The 18160-nt window shown below is 67.9% G+C and carries 18 protein-coding genes; 12 read left to right on the forward strand and 6 right to left on the reverse strand.

The features are described from left to right. Positions 1 to 118: 118 nt before the first annotated feature. Entirely contained in the window at positions 119 to 448 is a 330-nt protein-coding gene (locus tag BA895_RS21150) for a type II toxin-antitoxin system PemK/MazF family toxin (RefSeq protein WP_070193876.1), read from the reverse strand. Beyond that, positions 445 to 678, reverse strand: a complete 234-nt coding sequence (locus BA895_RS21155; protein WP_070193877.1) for a DUF2191 domain-containing protein — start codon at positions 676 to 678, stop codon at positions 445 to 447. The genes BA895_RS21150 and BA895_RS21155 overlap by 4 nt, the downstream gene beginning before the upstream one ends. A 360-nt stretch (positions 679 to 1038) precedes the next feature. On the opposite strand from BA895_RS21155, the gene BA895_RS21160 reads away from it, so the two are divergent. Further along, complete coding sequence (locus BA895_RS21160) at positions 1039 to 1827, forward strand: nucleoside phosphorylase (protein ID WP_070193878.1); 789 nt, start codon at positions 1039 to 1041, stop codon at positions 1825 to 1827. 440 nt (positions 1828 to 2267) lie between these two features. Here the strand turns inward: BA895_RS21160 and BA895_RS21165 are convergent, their stop codons facing one another. Then, positions 2268 to 2879 carry an NADPH-dependent F420 reductase gene (locus BA895_RS21165; RefSeq protein ID WP_070193879.1) on the reverse strand — a complete coding sequence of 204 codons (612 nt, stop codon included), beginning with the start codon at positions 2877 to 2879 and terminating at the stop codon, positions 2268 to 2270. A gap of 210 nt (positions 2880 to 3089) precedes the next feature. Between BA895_RS21165 and BA895_RS21170 the strand changes: the two genes are divergently transcribed. Both BA895_RS21170 and BA895_RS21175 read left to right on the forward strand, forming a co-directional pair. Then, a complete protein-coding gene (locus tag BA895_RS21170) occupies positions 3090 to 3752 on the forward strand; it encodes a TetR/AcrR family transcriptional regulator (RefSeq protein ID WP_217493962.1) in 663 nt (220 codons plus the stop codon). Positions 3753 to 3967: 215 nt separating this feature from the next. Next, complete coding sequence (locus tag BA895_RS21175) at positions 3968 to 4921, forward strand: hypothetical protein (RefSeq protein WP_139142818.1); 954 nt, start codon at positions 3968 to 3970, stop codon at positions 4919 to 4921. 628 nt (positions 4922 to 5549) lie between these two features. On the opposite strand, the gene BA895_RS21180 is transcribed toward BA895_RS21175, so the two are convergent. Further along, positions 5550 to 6251: a hypothetical protein gene (locus BA895_RS21180; RefSeq protein WP_070193881.1), complete on the reverse strand. Its 702-nt coding sequence runs from the start codon at positions 6249 to 6251 to the stop codon at positions 5550 to 5552. Positions 6252 to 7250: 999 nt separating this feature from the next. Between BA895_RS21180 and BA895_RS21185 the strand changes: the two genes are divergently transcribed. The 3 genes from BA895_RS21185 to BA895_RS24835 all read left to right on the forward strand — a co-directional run bounded on the left by BA895_RS21185 (position 7251) and on the right by BA895_RS24835 (position 11162). Continuing rightward, positions 7251 to 7919, forward strand: a complete 669-nt coding sequence (locus tag BA895_RS21185) for a hypothetical protein (protein ID WP_083283630.1) — start codon at positions 7251 to 7253, stop codon at positions 7917 to 7919. A gap of 332 nt (positions 7920 to 8251) precedes the next feature. Beyond that, entirely contained in the window at positions 8252 to 9373 is a 1122-nt protein-coding gene (locus BA895_RS21190; RefSeq protein WP_070193882.1) for an AAA family ATPase, read from the forward strand. Further along, positions 9315 to 11162 (forward strand): LuxR family transcriptional regulator, encoded by a 1848-nt coding sequence (locus BA895_RS24835; RefSeq protein ID WP_070193883.1) that lies wholly within the window; start codon positions 9315 to 9317, stop codon positions 11160 to 11162. Before BA895_RS21190 ends, BA895_RS24835 begins: the two co-directional genes overlap by 59 nt. Positions 11163 to 11475: 313 nt before the next feature. On the opposite strand, the gene sepH is transcribed toward BA895_RS24835, so the two are convergent. Next, positions 11476 to 12897 (reverse strand): septation protein SepH, encoded by a 1422-nt coding sequence (gene sepH / locus BA895_RS21200; RefSeq protein ID WP_070193884.1) that lies wholly within the window; start codon positions 12895 to 12897, stop codon positions 11476 to 11478. A gap of 103 nt (positions 12898 to 13000) precedes the next feature. Between sepH and BA895_RS21205 the strand changes: the two genes are divergently transcribed. The 3 genes from BA895_RS21205 to BA895_RS21215 are packed head-to-tail and all read left to right on the forward strand — an operon-like array spanning position 13001 to position 15734. After that, positions 13001 to 13645, forward strand: coding sequence for a trimeric intracellular cation channel family protein (locus tag BA895_RS21205; RefSeq protein WP_070194031.1), 645 nt, complete (start codon positions 13001 to 13003; stop codon positions 13643 to 13645). A gap of 50 nt (positions 13646 to 13695) precedes the next feature. Next, on the forward strand, positions 13696 to 14862 hold the full coding sequence (locus tag BA895_RS21210; protein ID WP_070194032.1) for a ferrochelatase: 1167 nt from the start codon (positions 13696 to 13698) through the stop codon (positions 14860 to 14862). Next, entirely contained in the window at positions 14859 to 15734 is an 876-nt protein-coding gene (locus tag BA895_RS21215; protein WP_070193885.1) for an inositol monophosphatase family protein, read from the forward strand. The genes BA895_RS21210 and BA895_RS21215 overlap by 4 nt, the downstream gene beginning before the upstream one ends. A gap of 27 nt (positions 15735 to 15761) precedes the next feature. Here the strand turns inward: BA895_RS21215 and BA895_RS21220 are convergent, their stop codons facing one another. Then, positions 15762 to 15947: a hypothetical protein gene (locus BA895_RS21220; RefSeq protein WP_070193886.1), complete on the reverse strand. Its 186-nt coding sequence runs from the start codon at positions 15945 to 15947 to the stop codon at positions 15762 to 15764. Positions 15948 to 16376: 429 nt separating this feature from the next. Here BA895_RS21220 and BA895_RS21225 point away from each other — a divergent pair, with 429 nt between their 5' ends. From BA895_RS21225 to BA895_RS21235, 3 genes are all read left to right on the forward strand, one after another. Next, positions 16377 to 16676, forward strand: a complete 300-nt coding sequence (locus BA895_RS21225; protein WP_070193887.1) for a DUF4193 domain-containing protein — start codon at positions 16377 to 16379, stop codon at positions 16674 to 16676. 191 nt (positions 16677 to 16867) lie between these two features. Beyond that, positions 16868 to 17335 carry a dUTP diphosphatase gene (gene dut, locus BA895_RS21230; RefSeq protein WP_070194033.1) on the forward strand — a complete coding sequence of 156 codons (468 nt, stop codon included), beginning with the start codon at positions 16868 to 16870 and terminating at the stop codon, positions 17333 to 17335. Continuing rightward, positions 17332 to 18159 carry a DUF3710 domain-containing protein gene (locus BA895_RS21235; protein ID WP_139142819.1) on the forward strand — a complete coding sequence of 276 codons (828 nt, stop codon included), beginning with the start codon at positions 17332 to 17334 and terminating at the stop codon, positions 18157 to 18159. The genes dut and BA895_RS21235 overlap by 4 nt, the downstream gene beginning before the upstream one ends. Position 18160: the final 1 nt, after the last annotated feature.

Genomic DNA, 18160 nt, shown 5'->3' on the forward strand with positions numbered 1-18160 from the left:
TGCCGATTCCAGTCGCGACCGCGCCCCGCTGGCGGCGGCGTGACGCCACTCGCGAAGGTGCCAGGCGGATTCACTCTCGAGCCACCTAGAGGCTCAGGTGTCGGTGCGCAGCCGATGATCAATCTGGGCAGTCCACCGCGACGGCGAGGGCGGCGCAGATCTGACGCATCCGAACCTCGGCCACGCGTCCGAGGCGTTCGACAAGTATCGCGATCGAGACGCTTTCGACCGAGTCCAGGTTGACCGCCGAGCGAAGTGGTACCGGATCTTCGCCGGGTTCGAGGAGGACTTCGCTCGGAAGGTTCCGGATAGTGGTCGTGCAGGGTGCTACCAGTGCGCGGCGATGACGCGGGATCACGACGTCACGAGACAGGACCACGACGGGCCTGCGGCCGATCTCGGCCATCTCGCACCACCACACTTCCCCGCGTAAAGGGAGGTCCGTCATGAGGCCGCAACCGCACGCCGGAAAGAGGCCAGGTCTCCCCACTCGTCGGGTTCATCGAGAGGATGTGCGTCGTAGACGGCGTAGCTGGCGTCCACTTCGGCCGCGCGGTGGCGAGCCAACAAGGCAGCTAGAGCCTCGTCGACCAGCGCAGAGTCCGCCTTCCCGGACACTCTGCGAGCGCTTTCCAGCAGGTCCGAGTCCACCGTCGTGCTCAACCGTGTGCGGCTCATGCCACAATCATGCCACATCCGGTCTCTGAAGGATTTTGCCACTCGTGCCCGGTCACACCACTGGGGTCGACGGGCGGCGATGGGAGCACAAAGGACTGGCTGCCGGCGTATCTTCTGACGCCGCCGGCCGCGTGAGCTGCTGGGATATAGAGCGCGGGGTTACGGGCTGACCGCGCCACTGCTCGGGCGCGCCGTCGACGATCGTCGGGTTGAGGACCCACTGGTGCTCGAACGGGTCATCGATTGTTGGCCTGTCGCTCGCCTTACTCTCAGCCCTGCGGTGGGTCGACCAGAACGGTTACCGGCTCGCGTCCAGACGCCCTGATTTGCGGCGCGGTGTGAGTCTGGTGGAATAGCGCGGTGACCGGTGACCTTCTTCCGCTTCTGCGACCGAAGGACTACGCCGCGCCCTCGGTGTTCGAACCGGCCAACCTGCTGCGCGAAGCCCGTCGCCAGAAGCGGCTGGTCGTCGAGGACGTGCCGCGGGTCGCCCTTCTCGACCCTGACGGCGACATCGTGCGGTACCTCGCGACATCGGGCCACGGCCGGAGGCACCAGGGGTGGGCGTGCTACCACACCGACATGTGGACGACCGATCTCGACGGGACCGAGGTCGGTGTGGTCGGGATGGCTGTCGGCGCACCGTTCGCGGTGCTGGTCGCCGAGCAGCTCGCCGTCTCAGGCGCCGAGCTCGTGCTGAGCATCACCTCGGCCGGCCAGATCGCCCCGCTTCCGCACACCCCGTGCTTCGTGCTTCTCGAGCGTGCCTTGCGCGACGAGGGCACCAGCGTGCACTACCTGCCTCCCAGCCGCTGGAGTCGCCTCGACCGCCGGCTGCGAGAGCGACTCGACGGGGCGTTCGCAGGCCTGCCCGAGCCAGTCCTCACCGGCGCCTCATGGACCACCGATGCGCCATACCGGGAAACCGCCAGCCAGATCGAGGCGGCCCGAATAGAGGGTGCGTTGTGCGTCGAGATGGAGGCCGCGGCCCTGTACGCATATGCCACCGCACGCGATCGCTCGGTGGTGTGTCTGGCCCATGTGACCAACACCATGGCCACCCAGGGCTCGGACTTCGAGAAGGGGCCGACGAATGGCGTGCATGCCGCCCTGGCCGTCGTCCGCGCCGTTGCACAGGCCCTTGGCTGACCAAGACTGACCCCGAACCTGGGTGCGGACATACGGAGCCACCAGGGCCACCATCCGCGCCGAGCCCGCCGGCGTAGGAGGTGTGGGGCGCCCGACGTAGCGGGCCAGGTAGGAGACCGCGGCCAGTTGCGCGGTTGACATAGTCGCGGGCTGGAACGGAAGAGTGGTCGGAGCGGACATGGAGTCAGCTCACGCGGAGACGTTGAACAGCCGACGCCTCGTCAGCCGCCAACCCGGCAAGGCAACTGGGACTTCATCGACGCTAGACCTGTCACCAGGTCGCGTCCGCAAGGCGGCGGAAGGACACTGCCGCTTCGCGGCGATGAGACGCAGTTCACGCGTCGCGGCACATCCGAGCCGACGTAGCGCCCTCAACGCGGCTGGATCTGGACGTTCGTGTTGCGGCGGAATGTCACCTGAATCGCCGAGGAGAAGAACCCTCAGTGGACCTCGGCACCCAGGGCGAGATCGAAGCCCGCCCCATTACGGGCGAGCCCCATCAGCAGGAGGCCGGCCGACTCGAGGATCGAAGCCGCCTGCAGCCCTCCTGCGTCGAGGGTCCGCAACTGCAAGCTCTCCAGAAACGCCGCGACACTTGACTTCGCCTCGGCGGTCTCACTCGCGATGAACGCGTCCAACGGCGTGCCCTTCGCAAGAACGTGGCCGAAGATCGTGTTCAGCGCCTTCACCACATGGGCGCTGTCGGGAGCGGCAGCCGCGATCTCTTGAGCAGCTGAGCTTGTGGTCACGAGCCCGCTGGCGTCGGCGTTGAACGGGTTGGAGATGTCCACGAGGATCTTGCCGGCCAGCGCATCGCCGTACTTCGCGACCGCATCGACTACGCCGCTGTACAGGACGGCCAGGATGACGATGTCACCTGCCGGCCGTGCGCCGAATGTGCCGACGGTGGCTCCGTGGCCGATTTCGTCGGCGAGCGCCCGAGCCTTGGCGGTGTTTCGGCTCAAGAGCTCGACCGTGTGACCGTGCATTGCAGCCCGGGTGCCGATCGCTTTGGCCATGTTGCCTGAGCCGATGATGCTGATGGTGGTCATGATGACGGTTCCTCCGTGGCTTGGTGGGCGGGTGCCAGGTGAGGCGCCCTTGCCTGCGTCTGTCACAACCGGAGGTACCCCTCACTCTATTCCGGAGGGGACCCTCAACTTGATCGAAGGTTCCTCGGGCTTCGAGACCCGGGCGTATATGCGGCCTCTCGTCAGTGCAGAAACGGAGGCCCTCCTCAGGATCGTGGATAGACTGGTGGAGTGAGCCAGAGTGACGTCAAGCAGATGCGGAGGCCTATGCGTCGGGATGCGCGGGAAAGCCGCAACAAGCTCATCGCCGCGGCGCAGGCCGAGTTCGCCGCCCACGGCGTGGAAGCCTCCTTGGAGAGGATCGCCCGCGACGCCGGCGTCGCCATCGGCACCCTGTACCGGCACTTCCCCACTCGCCTAGACCTGCTCATGGCCGCCCTAAGACCTCGGCTCCAAGAGTTCGTTGACGGGGCTGATAAGGCCGTGGAGCTGGACGATCCCTGGGACGGGTTCGTCGCCTATCTGGACAACCTGTTCGCAGTCCAAGCCGGAGACCGAGGCTTCAACGACTTTCTCTCGCGCCGCTTCCCCGGCAACTCTGAGACCGAGCACATTCACGACGTGATGTGCCAACAGATCGATGACGTTCTTGCTCGAGCCCAAAAAGCTGGCAAGGCTCGGAGTGACATCACCCGGGCAGACATCATCAACCTGATCTGGTCCAATGGCCGCATCATCGACGCCACCAGCACCAGGGCGCCCACGGCCTGGCGACGTCAGCTCTACCTCATGCTCGACGCCTACCGCTCCGAGCGGGCACACTCGATTCCCGAGCCGCCAATGACGGACGACCAGCTCTACGACGCCATGGTCCATCTCAGCACGGTGAGGTAGGGACTCGGGCAACCAGGTAGACCTAGACCAGTGGTCGCCTTCGGCATCGCATCAGCGGTGGACCACGCACGGAACTCGACATGTGAGCGCGAACCTAGACGCCCGGCTCGCGGCGGTATGACGCACCTCGGTGGCACCCGCCCGCCGCCAAAGACGCAACCTTCCATTCCGGCTAAATCGTTCCGTCTCAGGGCGGGCCGTGCCACCATGAATGAATGGCGACGGATCAGACGCTTTCCCACACAGCGCCACCACCTCGACTATCGATAGCGGACCGCGGCCTCCTGACTTACAAGTATCTGCGCGTCGCGCTGCCCTTCCCGGCCGCGTTCATCCTCGTCGCCCTGGTCATCGACCGCCTGACGGTGGGATATTGGCGGAACTCCATAAGCGCCTATTACGAAGGACCGATCCGAGACGTCTTCGTTGGTGGACTGATCGCCACCGCCATGTGTCTGATCGCGTACAAGGGCGACAGCAAGTTCGAGGACTTCGCCCTCAACTTCGCCGGATTCAACGCGTTGCTCGTCGCTCTGATACCCAGCAACTTCGAGCAGGCCATCGCCGGGGAACCCACGAGCAAGCTGCCCAACGGCCTGACCCCCGATCAGTACCTAACCATCACGCGGTCCGAGCTCGCGGCCCTGCTCGTCTTATCGGCAGTGTTCGTCGTGCTGGATCGGTTCATCTTCTCGCCGGAGGGCTTCGACTGGAAGAGTCAGCCGCGGCTCGCGAAGTTCCTCATCGGCGTTTCGGTTGTCACGGAGGCCGTTCTCGTGGTCGAGATCGTTGCCTTCGTCGTGGCTGGGTCGACGGTATGGCTCGGGGTCGGCTGGATTCACAACCTCGCTGCAATCTTCCTGATCCTCAACCTTTCTTTCGCGATCGCCAGCCACGGGTGGCCGCTGCGACTGACAGACCCTCGCGGGCCGGTCACAGTCGACCAGCCGTCTCGAGGCCGGGGCTTCTACAGGGCCTTCGCCTCCGTCATGTGGATCTGCCTCGCGGTCGGGTTCGCCATGATCGTCAGGGACTTCCATCGTCATGAGTTGAACGGCCACTGGGTCATCGCCGAAGAAGTCGCGGGCATCGTCTTCTTCGTGGTGTTCTGGGCGCTCGCAAGCGTCGACGTTTGGAGGCTGCTGCGTCGCCGCGACCTCCTTCGGTAGGTCGGTTTGGGGAACACCGCTGGAAGATGGTGCGCATGCTCGGTTCGAATCGTGTGCTCGTCCGAATCACCTGCATCACTTGGACGTTGGCAAAGTGGACAGTGACCCACGTTGCGTGCGAGGAAGGCGGACCTTGGCCCGAGGCGTGGGTGTCCTGGCAAGGCCAGTTCGAAGTCGATCGTCTCGTAATGTTACCGCCGGGTACGGAGCCCGGTTGCGACGACGGTCTCCTCACGATCTTGGAATTCGTGCTCACCACGGGCCGGTCGCGTCGTATACCTCGCGCCGATGTTGGCCGCGTGAGCCGCGCCGTGGCGCCGACTTTGAACAGGCCCTGGGTGTCCTGGTGAGTTTCCACCGTTGAGCCGGATGCTGAAGCCCTCGTAGGAGGCGACACTACCCACCATGTCGGCTCTTCGAACTTAACCGGGCACCGTAGTCTTTCTGCCTGGCAGCCGCCGGTGTTGGCGGGTGCATAACCACCGTATCGGCGTCGTTGGTTGACCGGGTTGCGGAAGACGAACGCGTTCCGGCCGACGCCCGATCGCGGCGGTTAGACGCACCTCCCATGAGGGTGCATGGTTGACCTCCCCAGGCAATTTGCGCGTGCCCCCGAGAGTCACGGCACCTACGACGACCCAGCGATCCGCGCATTGCGGGACTCGATGAACGCCACGCTCCGGCGTCGGTATTCGACATAGGTGTCGAAGTCTTGAGGGATCGCACGCGTTCGGAAGTCATCGAACGGCGTGAAGAACTGGATGGTAGAGGAGTCAGCATTGACCATGTCCTGCATCAGCCAGAAGTCGACGTAGCCGCGGAAGTCGGTGAAGGCGGCGAAGAAGTCGCTATACCGAGCGAGTACATCCCCCAACGGGCTGGGCTCTCCGCGGTAGTGGCGACGGATGCATTCAAGGGTGAGGTCCATCCGGTCACCAATAGTGCTGCGGAGACATCCTCGTGCCTGGTTGATGGTCCACTTCCCATCGATGCGGTTTGCGGGCCACAGGATGAGCCCGCCGATGGTGTAGCCAATCGTGTTGAAGAAATCGTGCTCCGCGGCCGGTAGCTCCTTGATGACGTCCTTTGGGACGCCGTACCGCGTGTAGGCAGGAACGAATGCGTCACTCGACAGCACAAAGCTGCCTACCGACGAACTGTGACGAAGGTAGTAGGGAGGTCTGCTAGTCGGTGTCAGGACGAACAGGATGCCGCTTGGCAACGGCTTGCTCCAGAGAAGCTGGTGGTACTGGCACAAGGTGGGACTCCATGTGTCAGGGTCTCTGCCCCTAGCGTCGGTCCGGAAGTCGAAGCGGGTGTCTATCGGCATGACCCAATGCTCGCAGCCTACGAATGGCCCGTCCTCACCACCGCGATATGAAGCAGAATCCGCGGCGCCACTCGCGGCGAAGTGACGCAGCCTCTCGGAGGTTGGCTTTTCGAGCGAATCGCGGCATGAGCCGTCCCTGCGCGAGGGGCGTACGGAGTATGAATTCAGTTGGCTCCGGGGTAGGAGCAAGCGGCCGCTGTCGACATAGCCGAGCCGTCGGTAGAGGTGTTTCTGCGCCTTTTTCGGTGGAGGGCGCGGAGGTGAGCGCCGGGCGCAAAACAAGCCCCAGAGCCAGGTGGGCCGTTTCCCACGTCTCAGCCGACCTCGTTCCGGCTCCGTGGTCAAGTCATTGCTAGACGGCCCGGAGCAGGTCTATGACGTCGGACTTGGTTCCAGAACCGGCCACATGGCCAAACACCCGACCGCTACCGCGTCGACCTCGGCGACCATCACCGGTCCAATCTCGACGAGGTGTGCCAAATCTTGAGGAGACGTGACCGTCAACCTTGCGCCGGAAGGGGCAGATCCTGTGTTTCTCGCAACGCGTCTACTCACCGGTCTCGTCCTTGGTGGTCAGCGCTTAGGTCGATTCACGCCACCCGTCGCGCCGGCGCTCCTGCGACAGCAGGGTCTGGGCCGCGTCGAGGTCATCGACCTTTGTCGGATTGACCACGACGGTCATTCTCCTTCGGACGCCCACCGCCGGGGTCGGCAGGCTGCTGGGCTGAGGCGGGCGGTGAGGAGTCGGGCATCCTGGGATCTTGGGGAGCGCACAGAGGTCGGCCGGATGTGGTCGGAGTGGGTGCACGGTCATACCCCTGTCGGCCCGTGATCACACCGACACGAGGGCTGCTGTACTGCTGACCGTGCCCTCCCGAGTGCCCGCGAAAGATAGGGGGGTGGGCGGCCGAGGATAGGGAGTCTGCCGGATGTGTCGAGAGGGGCCCACGAACGATCGTAAAGGTGTCGCCAGACCTGGCATCAGTTAAGGAGAGACTCATGTTCCCGGCCCACCGCCCCTCCGCAGCCGCCTCGACCACCGGCATCGTCCTCACGCTCGCCACGGCCGCGGCACTGGCCGCCGGCCCCATCGCCTCGGCGACCGCGAGTCCGGTGCCCGAGCCGTCAACCACCCAGACCAGGTGGCAGGCCACCGTTCACGAGATCGCTGCTGAAGCACCCAGCACGAACTCACTGGCCGTCCGCCGGATGCTGCACAGAAAGCTTGCGCAGGTGCGCAAAGCCACGGCCAAGTTCCATCGGGTCGACGCGGCAATTGCGGCTGGCTATGAGCTCGGATGGGTGAACGGGTCCGGGGTGAGGATCCTCACGGGGTGCGTCTCTGACCCCACCGCGGGCGCGATGGGCTACCACTACTTCAGCGCGAAACTGATGGCGGACAATGCCGTCAACACCCGGCAGCCCGAGGCCTTGGTCTACGCGCCGACCAGAAGTGGCGGCCTGAGGCTCGTGGCCGTCGAGTGGGTCGTTCGGAGCGCACAGTCCAACCCACCCGGTGTCTCAGAACCGCCGACGGTCCTGGGGATGAAAATGCACATCCTGGTCCCACCCCCTGGGCCAGCCTTCTACCTTTTGCATGCCTGGTTGTGGAAGCACAACCCCTCAGGGATGTTCGCGGACTGGAACCCGAAGGTGAGTTGCAGTTGACCATTGGCCGCCTGGTGATCGAGCAATGGTGAGGAGCCGACGTCGCGACAGCCGAGGTACGTCTCATTTCTCTTCCCATCATTGTCGAGCCTCAGGCCACAGCCGTCGATGGTCGCGAGCGGACGTCAGGCGCAACTCGGCGTGCTTGACACGGTGCTCGGTTGTGACAGAGGTCGAGGCCTAAACCCTTTGCCGGGACTCCGGCCATTGGTGATGTAAGGGACTCAGGCGTACTCGCGCCCGAGAAACCGCTCGTGCATCAAAGACGACGGTCGTAGTCTGAGAGGGCCGAAAGGGAGCTGCCCTCTCGGCCTCACCCCGAAAGGGGCCCCATGGCCAGCGGTGACGACGCCATTCACGGTCGCGAGCGAGAGTTCGCGTGCTTCGACGAGGTCGTGGCCGAGGTCGCGGCCGGAGGTCGACGCACCCTGGTGGTCTGCGGTAGCGCCGGGATCGGCAAGACTACCCTGGTCGACGCTCTGGTGCGGCGGGCCCGGGTGGCCGGGTTGCAGCCGATCGAGGGGCACTGCCTCGACATCGATGCCGCTGTGCCGCTCGGCCCGGTGATTCAGGCCCTCGCCGACCTGCCGTCAGGGCCGCCGACTCACGCGCGCGGCCCGGCGGCTGCGACCGATCCGCCGCCCAGCGGCATCAGCGGCACCGTCGGCATGGTGAAGGAGTCACCTTTTGACCGGTTGCGCGCCGAGCTCACTCGCGCCGCCCGGCGCCGGCCGGTGCTGCTCGTGGTCGAGGACCTGCACTGGGCCGACCCCTCGACCCAGGACTTCGCCCTCGCCCTGGCCCGCTCCTTCCGTGAGCCGCTGCTGCTTGCACTGACCTTCCGCGACGACGACCTGACCCGCGACCACCCCTTCCGCCGGCGCCTGGCCGAGCTCGACGGCCGCCTCGGCGTCTTGCGCCTGGATGTTGGCCCGCTCGACGCGGTCGCCACCGCGGCCCTGGTCCAGCGGCACACCGCGGCGCCGGCCGACCCCCTGGTGGTGGCCGAGCTGGGCCGGCGGGCGCAGGGGAACCCGCTGTTCATCGAGGCGATCCTGGCCGACCGCGGTCCGGGGGTGCCGGCCTCCTTGCGGGATCTGCTCCTGACCCGGGTGCGAGCCCTGCCCGAGGATGCACGCCGGCTCGCGCGGGCGGCCTCGGTAGGCGGCAGCATGATTGACCTCCCGCTGCTGACCGAGGTGGTCGGGCTCGCCGGGCTGACCGAGGAGCGGTTCGACGATGGACTGAGGGGACTGATCGACGCCAACGTCCTCGACCCACGTGGTGACCAGTTGGTGTTCCACCACGCCCTGATCCGCGACGCCGTCTCAGGACCTGCTCCCGAGCGAACGGGCCCGCCTGCACGCCACCTACGGGCGGCTGATCGACGAACGGGTGGGCCGTGGTTCCACTCTCAACACCCGCGACCTGAACACCCCCGACCTGTCGCATAGTGCCTTCCACTGGAACGCCTCGGGCGACCTGCCCCGCGCACTGGTGGCCTCCACCCGGGCCGGGATGGCGGCCTTCGAGGTCGGGGCCGACGAGGGCGAGGCGCACCTGGGCCGGGCCGTCGAGCTGTGGGACCTCGTGCCGGATGCCGCCGCGCTGACCGGCCGCACCAAGGCCGAGCTGTGCTACACCCTGGCCTACCCCCTACTCGGCTCGGAGAACGGGACAAAGTACATCGAGATGGCCTTGCGCCTGGTCGACGAGGAGACGCAGCCCGCGCTCGCCGTGCGGATCTGGTCAACCTATGCAATCGAGGAGTCCGTCTACGAGAATCTGGATTCCGCACCACCTAACGGGACCGCGATCGACCACGCAATGGCTCGGGCGATCGAGCTGTCCACCGGTTTCGTCTCCGTCGAGCGCGTGATGGCGTTACGAGCCGCAGCCGGTGTGCGCCGTCAGCGCGGTGACCCCAAGGCGGCGTTGGTGCTGCTCGACGAGGCGCTGGCCGTTGCCGACGCGGTGGGGAGCGGAATCGAGCGGGCGCGCACCCTGTTCGCACGTTGGGATCCGCTCGCCGACCTCGGCCGCTATCCCGAGGCGATCAGAATTATCCGCGAGGGCGTCGAATGCGCTGCCGCCGATGGGCACCCCGGGGAGGGGGCCCACTACGACGCCGTCCGAGCGTTCCTGCTCATGATCGTGGGTGAGCTCGACGAAGGGGTGGCGGTCGCCCGCGCAGGCAGGCAGGCGATGTCGGAGCTCGGGCTGATGGGGCGGGCGGCGTTCTACGCCGAGCAGGAGCAGGAGGCGCTGCAATGGCGCGGGAGGTTCGCCGAGGCGGGGCGGTTGTTCTCCGACGCGGTCGAGCCCGACCTGGTGGCGTACCGGTCGACGAAGCTGCGATGCCGGCTGTTGCAGGTTCAGGGCCGGTTCGAGGACGCGGCTCCGCTCGAGGCTGAGGTGTATGAGCTCGGTACGCGCCGGACGTTCTTCTCCAACGATGAGCTCGTGGAGACCCACGTGGAACAGCTCGTTGGCACCGGGGCGTTCGCCGAGCTGCTGTCCTACCTGCCGGTTCCGGTCGACCGCGCTGAAGCAAGGGATTCTGTCGCGGATACCGCCGCCGCCGCCTGTTTCGTGATGCTGGGGCTCAGCGCCGCAGCCGATGCCGGCCTCCCGCCGCCGGGCGACCTGCTGGCGCGAGCTGAGAAGCAGGTCGGCCGGGCGGAAGCCACCCTCGACGACCAGTGGGCCGACTCTCTGGACGGTCTGCGCCTGCTGTTCGCTCGCGGCTACCGCGCCCGCCTCCAAGGCCAAACGGGGGCCGACCTCCAGGCGACGTGGCGCCGAGCCGTCGACGCGTCGGCCCGCTTCGGAGCGTTCACCGCCCTGCGCCCCCGCCTCGAGCTGGCCCGGGCCCTGCTCGAAAGCGGCTCCCGCGATGAGGGCCGGCCGCTGCTCATCGGCTGCTGGGCCGACGCTGCCGCGATGGGCGCCGGTCAGTTCGAGCGCCAAGCGGCCGCTCTCGCCCGGCACCACCGCGTTCGACTACGGGAAGGCGCCGCGGGCGCGGGGCCGCGGGCACGCCTCACCGAGCGGGAAGTCCAGGTGCTCGACCTCATCGAGTCGGGCTCGACCAACCGCGAGATCGCCGGCCGCTTGTTCATCAGCGAGAAGACCGTCAGCATCCACGTCACGCACGTGCTCGCCAAGCTCGGCGTGAAGAACCGCGGCGAAGCCGCCGCGCTAGCGCGACAGGGTTCCCGCTCCCGGTTGACGCGACAATGACCCTCCTCCACGCTTCGTTCATCGCCTTCCAACACGGCTCGCCGCTCGTCACATTGGGCAGTAGGCCGTGAGTCTCGTACACGCCCTATCTGGGCGGTAGGACGCGGCCTCAATAGTTGTCCATGATGCCCTGATGTCCATGATGTCCATGCGGGTGATTCGGGCACTTGGTGCAACGACTGCCCGGCCAGGAGAAGCTGGTTGGCGAGGTGAGACTCAAACAGAGCACCGGCGGCGGGTTCATGGGTGACGTGGACCGAATCGACGGGCCGGTCCAACGCGGGAGGCCGTCAGTCGTCCCTCACGCCTGGGATCACTCAGACTTGCGGCCGAACATGATGTCGTCCCAGCTCGGCACGCTTGGGCGGCCGGACTTGCGGGATGCCGTTTGGCTGGAGGCCTTGGGAACGGGGCGCTCCTCAACCGCATCCTCAGCGACGGGGTCAGCGCCGGCAGACTCTTCGGCGGCCGTGGTGGACTCGGCCACCTGTTCGACCTCCGACTCGACCGGTGGTTCTTCGGTCTCGTCGGGGCCAGAGGAAGCCTGCTCCGACGGCTCTGCGAGGTCTGTCTCAGACTCAATCTCCGCGCTCTGATCGTGTGGCTCAGAGAGCGCAGCGGGGTCGACCTCGGGCGTCAACGGCGCCTCAGGCTCCGCGGGGGTCGACTCGCCGCCGTCGTGCCCGACACGGGCGGCATCCGCAGTGGTGACGTCAACGGACTCGACCTCGGCGGGCTCGGGCTCAGCAGGCTCCGGCTCGTCGAGGGGGAGCGGCTCATCGACCATTCGCCTGGTCGGGGCGGCCTCACCCGTTGAGGTGTCGTCGTCGGAAGGGCCGGTCTCATCGACCAAAGAGCCAGTGTCTCGCTCGTGCGCGGCCGGCGGGTCTCCGGCATCCGCCGGGCTCATCGCCAGCTCTTCGAGGGGGAGCGCCTCGTCGGGCACGCGGTCGAGGCCGGGGGCCTCGGTGGCCTTGGACCGGCGCCGGCGGCCGCGTTGGGAGGTGCGTTCTCGCATGGCGGCCATCAGGTCGACCGGTTCGGCACGGCGCCGCTTCTGGGGAGCCCCGACGCCTCCCTCGGCCTCGACGTCATAGACCTGGCTGGGGCTGGCCGGGGGCTGCAGGTGGGGCGCCGGAATCGGGCCGGGCGTCTGGCCGTCTTCGTCCTCGCTCAGCCAGCGGGCCTCGTCGTCGGTGGCCGACACGGTGCGGGCCAGCTGGTCGAAATCCCAGCCAGCTTGCCGCTGACGACCACCGGCGGTGAACACCACGACGACAGTCCACCGACCATTCGGTGCCCGAAAGGAGTCCCAGCTGGCAGACCCGGGCTCGATCTCGCGTGACCGCATCCGTTCCGAGACCCGTGCGTCGAGGGTCGGCGCGGTGCCGTGGGTGGCGCCACGGGGGCGCACCCGCACCTGGCGGGCCAGCCCGGCGACGTACTCGCGCTCACCCAGGATCGGGCCTTCGTAGCGATGCACCTTCTCGACCGGCCACCCGGCCCGCTCGGCCACCTCCTCGGCCGTCAGGCCGGCACGGATCATCGCCTGCACCTCCTTGGGTCGCAGGCCGTCGCCGACCTCGACCGGCAGCCGGCCCTGGTGTGGGCGGTCGCGTCGCACGGCGCCTCTCAACGACTCGTTCAGCGGCACCCGGAAGTGCTGCCCCGCATCGTCGGACAGCAGCAGATGCGCTGCGAGGTCGTCGACACCGATGAACCTGAGGTCGTGCATGTCTGAGGTCTCCCGGTCGATCGATTGGTGTCAGCGGCTTCGAGCATGCCACCGCGCCGGGTGGCACGAAAGCGCCCACGCCGCACAGGTACCGTTTGAGGTGGTGCTCTCCACGAATCCGTCCGCTCAGCTCGCCCTCGACCTCGTCGGCGTGTTCGTCTTCGCGCTCTCGGGCGGGCTCGTGGCGGTGAAGAAGCGGTTCGACCTCGTCGGCGTTCTCGTGCTGGCGTGCGCGGCCGGCCTCGGCGGCGGCATCCTGCGTGACCTGCTCATCGGCGACATCCCGCCCGTCGGAATCAGTGACTGGCGGCTGCTCTCGGCCGCGACGGGCGGTGGCCTGGTCACCTTCTTCTTCCACCCCGGCGTCGAGCGCATCACCCGACTCGTGCGGGTGCTGGATGCCGTGGGGCTCGCCGCGTTCGCGGTGGCCGGCAGCCTCAAAGCCGTGGCGACCCCGGGCGTGGCCCCGGTGACGGCCGTCATCGTCGGGGTGCTGACCGCCATCGGCGGCGGCGTGATCCGCGACCTGCTGGCGGGTCAGGTTCCGGAAGTGCTGCGGCGCGAGCTGTACGCCATCCCCGCCCTGATCGGGTCGCTGTTCGTCGTCGTCTCCTCACAGCTCGGCCCCCTGCACGACTGGACCCTCTGGGGCGCCGCCGGTGTCGTCTTCGCCGTTCGCCTGATCGCCGTCCGTCTCGACCTCAACGCCCCGACACCGCTTCGGTCGTCGTCCAACACCCCCACCTGAAGGCGGAACCCATGCCCCCTGTCGAGAACCCCGACGCCACGTCCGACACCATGTCCGACACCACGTCCGACGCCACCGCTGACGTCACCGCCAACGGCGAGCACGAGCTGGCCCCCTACGACGCCGTGCTGCTACTCTCGTTCGGTGGGCCCGAGGCTCCCGAGGAGGTCATGCCCTTCCTGCGTCGGGTCACAGGCGGTCGCGGCATCCCCGACGAGCGTCTCGAGGCGGTGGCCGAGCACTACCACCACTTCGGTGGCCGGAGCCCGATCAACGACCAGAACCGGGCCCTGCTCGTGGCCCTGAGAGACGAGCTCGACTCTCGGGGGCTGCCCCTGCCGTTGCTCTGGGGCAACCGCAACAGCGAGCCGTTCCTCGACGACACTCTGCGCGAGGCGTTCGATGCCGGCCACCGGCGCGTCGTCACCGTGACCACCAGCGCCTACTCGTGCTACTCCTCGTGCCGTCAGTACCGCGAGAACCTCGCCGAGGCCGTGACGGCGCTCGGCGACGACGCGGCTCAGATCGTCGTCGACAAGATCGGGCCCTACGCGCCCCGGCCCGGGTTCGAAGCCTCGAACCTCGGCCATCTCGTGCGTTCGATGCGCGCGCTCGACGGCGCCCCCGACCGGGAGGTCGCGCTGCTGTTCGTGACGCACTCGATCCCCGACGCGATGGACGAGACGTCCGGTCCGGGCGACGGGGAGGGCCGGCTCTACCAGCGCCAGCACCTGGCCCTCGCCTCGCGGCTCACCGAGGGGGCGAACCTTGCGCTCGGCCGCGAGCTGACGGGTGAGCTCGTGCTGTGCTCCCGCTCCGGCCCGCCCAGCCAGCCGTGGCTCGAGCCCGACGTGAACGACCGCATCGAACAGCTCGCGGACGACGGGGTGAAGTCGGTCGTGCTGGCCCCGATCGGTTTCGTCTCCGACCACATGGAGGTCGCCTTCGACCTCGACACCGAGGCGCTCGAGACGGCTCAGCGGGTGGGAGTCGAGCTGGTTCGGGTGCCCACGGTCGGCACCGACCCACTGTTCGTCACCGACCTGGTCGACGCGCTGGTCGAGCGGGCGGCCGAGGCCCGCGGCATCGAGCCGCCGCAGTTCGAGGGCCGCCGGCCCTCGGTCTGTGCTCCCGGCTGCTGCCCCAACCTGAGAGTCGACAAGCCGGCCCTGTGCGGCAGCGACGGAGCCGTGCCCCAGTCTGCGGGTTCTCGATGAGCACAGACTCGCGAGCCGTGCCGGATGCCGTTGAGCTCGCTCTCTTGGAACGGCTCTGTGTCAGCGTGGCGGCCCAGGCGTCACGGTTCATCCGTGACGAGCGCCCGGCCAGCGTCAGCGTCGCGGCCACCAAGTCCACCGACACCGACGTGGTGACCGTCATGGACCGGGCTTCGGAGGAGCTGCTGCACGGCCTGATCCAGGCCGCTCGCCCGCAGGACGGCATCCTGGGGGAGGAGGGGCTCGACGTCGCCGGGACGTCCGGCCTCACCTGGGTGGTCGACCCCATCGACGGCACGGTCAACTACCTCTACGACATTCCGGCCTACGCCGTGTCGGTGGCCGTGGTGGTGGGTGACGTCGCGGTCGAGGGAGCCTGGTCGACGGTGGCGGGCGCCGTGGCCGACCCGTCGCGCCGGGTCGTGCATCACGCCCGCCGTGGTGGTGGAGCCTGGACGAGTGAGGAGACGGCTGCGCCCGCCGGCCCTGCATCCGCCGGCCCTGTGCCCGAGCCGGTCGCCAGGCTGTCGGTCTCCGGCGAGAACCGGCTGTCGCGCACCCTGCTCGCCACCGGGTTCGCCTACTCCGCCGAGACCCGGGCCCGCCAGGCTGAGGTGATGACGCGGGTGCTCCCCGCCGTTCGCGACATCCGAAGGATCGGGAGCGCCGCGCTCGACCTGGTCCGCGTGGCGGAGGGCTCGGTCGATGCCTACGCGGAGTCGGGACTGCACCCCTGGGACCTCGCCGCCGGGTGGCTCATCGTCGAGGAGGCCGGGGGAGTCGTGATGGGAGTCGACCGGCATCCGACCAGGTCGTTGACGGTGGCGGCGGGGCCGGCGCTCGTCGAACAGGTGCGCGAGCTCTTCCTCTGAGCTCGCACTGCCAGAGCGGGCCGCAGCTCAGGCGGCGCGGAAGGGGGCGAGCTCCGGAACGGTCAGACCGTTCTCGGTGGCCAACCGGGCGAACGACTCGAGCTCGCCGGTGTGCACCTGCGCCGCGTAGTCGTCGCCGGCCGCCCGGGCCTGGTCGAGGTCGTGCAGTGCGTCACTGACGCGCTTTCGGATCTGGTCGACGAACTCCGTCATGGTGCACCTCCGGGCCAGGTTGGTGGGTCGGTCCTTGTTGATCGATGGTTGCGAGTCGGTGTCTGCTGATCGGTGTTCTTTCGATCAGTCGGGTTCGGCGACCCTACATCGTCGTCGTTGGCCCAGCATCCATCGAAGCAGCCCGAGATCTGGCATAGCGCAGGTGAACTCTTGGTCAGTCTTCGGTCGCTCGGGCGGCGCGGGTCGAGTGACCGTCTCACCGGGGCGCACCGGCAAGATGACAACGCGCCCCGGATGGTGCACAATCCGCGCACGCGATGATGTCCACGCACTGTGGTCCCGGCTTGGTTCCAGTGCCGTTCCCAGCCCCGTCCCCAGCACGGTCGGAACGGGAACAAAGCACGGGTTCACAGGCGTTCATCGCGCACAGGCTGTAGGCGCAGCCCGAAGAGGATCGAGGGGAAACGAATGGCAACTGACTACGACGCGCCACGCAAGACTGACGACGACCTGAACGAGGACTCCATCGAGGAGCTCAAGTCACGACGGGTCGACAAGAGCAGCTCGAGCGTCGACGTCGACGAGACCGAGCAGGCGGAGGGCTTCGAGCTGCCTGGCGCAGATCTCTCGGGCGAAGAGCTCTCGGTGCGGGTTCTGCCCAAGCAGGCCGACGAGTTCACCTGCGGGCGATGCTTCCTGGTTCACCACCGCAGCCAGCTGGCCAAAGAGGTCGGCGGCACGATGATCTGCACGGAGTGTGCCGCCTGAGCCCACGGATGGAGCAAGTAGGGTCGGTCCTCGTGACCGACCCTTGTGCTTGCTCCGGCAGGTCCGTGCACGCTCCGGGCAGCACGCCCGGCGTCGGTGTCAGAGCCGATGACGGCGCCGATGACCGCGCCGATGACCGCGCTGATGACCGTGCCCACGACCTCGCCCATAACGGGCCGCTCGCAGACCCGCTGCCCGTGTCGGTGGTGCGCCTCGACCGTGGCCTGCCCCTGCCCGTCTACGCGCGGCCGGGCGACGCCGGGCTCGACCTGCTGGCCCGCGACGGGCTGACGCTCGGGCCGGGCGAACGGGCCCTGGTGCCGACGGGTGTGGCGATCGCGATACCGCCGGGGTGCGCAGGTTTCGTCCACCCCCGTTCGGGGCTGGCCGCGCGACACGGCATCGGGATCGTCAACGCTCCCGGAACCATCGACTCGGGGTACCGCGGCGAGATCCTGGTGAACCTGGTGAACCTCGACCCGGCAGAGTCGTTCGTGGTCGCCCGCGGCGACCGCATCGCCCAGCTCGTGGTGCAGCGGGTGGAGACGGTGGCTCTGCTCGAGGTGGATTCGCTCGATTCCACCCCGCGGGGGGACACTGGACACGGATCGACCGGCGGTTTCGGTGCCGAGAGAAACACGACTCGAAGGACGGAATGACGGTGGGACTCTTCAGCCGCGGCAAGAGCAAGCAGGATGCCGCTGACGCTCGCGACGCGACCGGCCTCGACCTCGACCTCGCGGAGGGTGAGGCAGACCTCGACACGGCGAACGGCGCGATCGGTGACGAGGTGGCGCCCGCCGAGGGCGAGGCAGGCCCCTTCGACCGCACCACCGTCGACGACGACACCGACTACCTCAACCTGGGCGCGATCTGGCTACGCGGCCAGCAGGGGATGGAGCTGCGGCTCGAGATCAACGAGCAGGAGCAGCAGATAACCGGGGTGACCGCCGTCATCGGCGAGTCCGCCGTGCAGCTGCAGGCCTTTGCCGCGCCCCGCACGGAGGGCGTCTGGGTCGACATCCGTGACGAGATCGCGGCGAGCATCACCGGGTCGGGGGGCACGGCCGAGATCGTGGCCGGACCCTTCGGTCAAGAGCTGCTCACCCGGATGCCCCAGGCCGGGGCCGACGGGCGCACCGTCTTCATGCCGGCCCGGTTCGTCGGCGTCGACGGGCCCCGGTGGTTCCTGCGTGCCGTGGTGAGCGGGCGCGCGGCCATCGACCCCGAGGCGGCCGACGCGGTGCACCACGTCATCCGCACGGCCGTCATCGACCGCGGAGACGAGGCCATGCCGCCTCGCGAGGTGCTGCCGCTTCGCCTCCCCGAGACCCCGGAGACTCCCGAGGCGCCGCCACTGGAGCAGAACGACCCGGCGAACGCTCTCGACGACGAGGCGGAGACCGCCGAGGCCGGCCGGCCGGCCAACCTCGCCGACTTCAAGCCCTTCGAGCGCGGTCCCGAGATCACCGAGGTTCGGTGAC

The sequence above is a fragment of the Humibacillus sp. DSM 29435 genome (assembly GCF_001758225.1).
Taxonomy (GTDB): Bacteria; Actinomycetota; Actinomycetes; order Actinomycetales; family Dermatophilaceae; genus DSM-29435.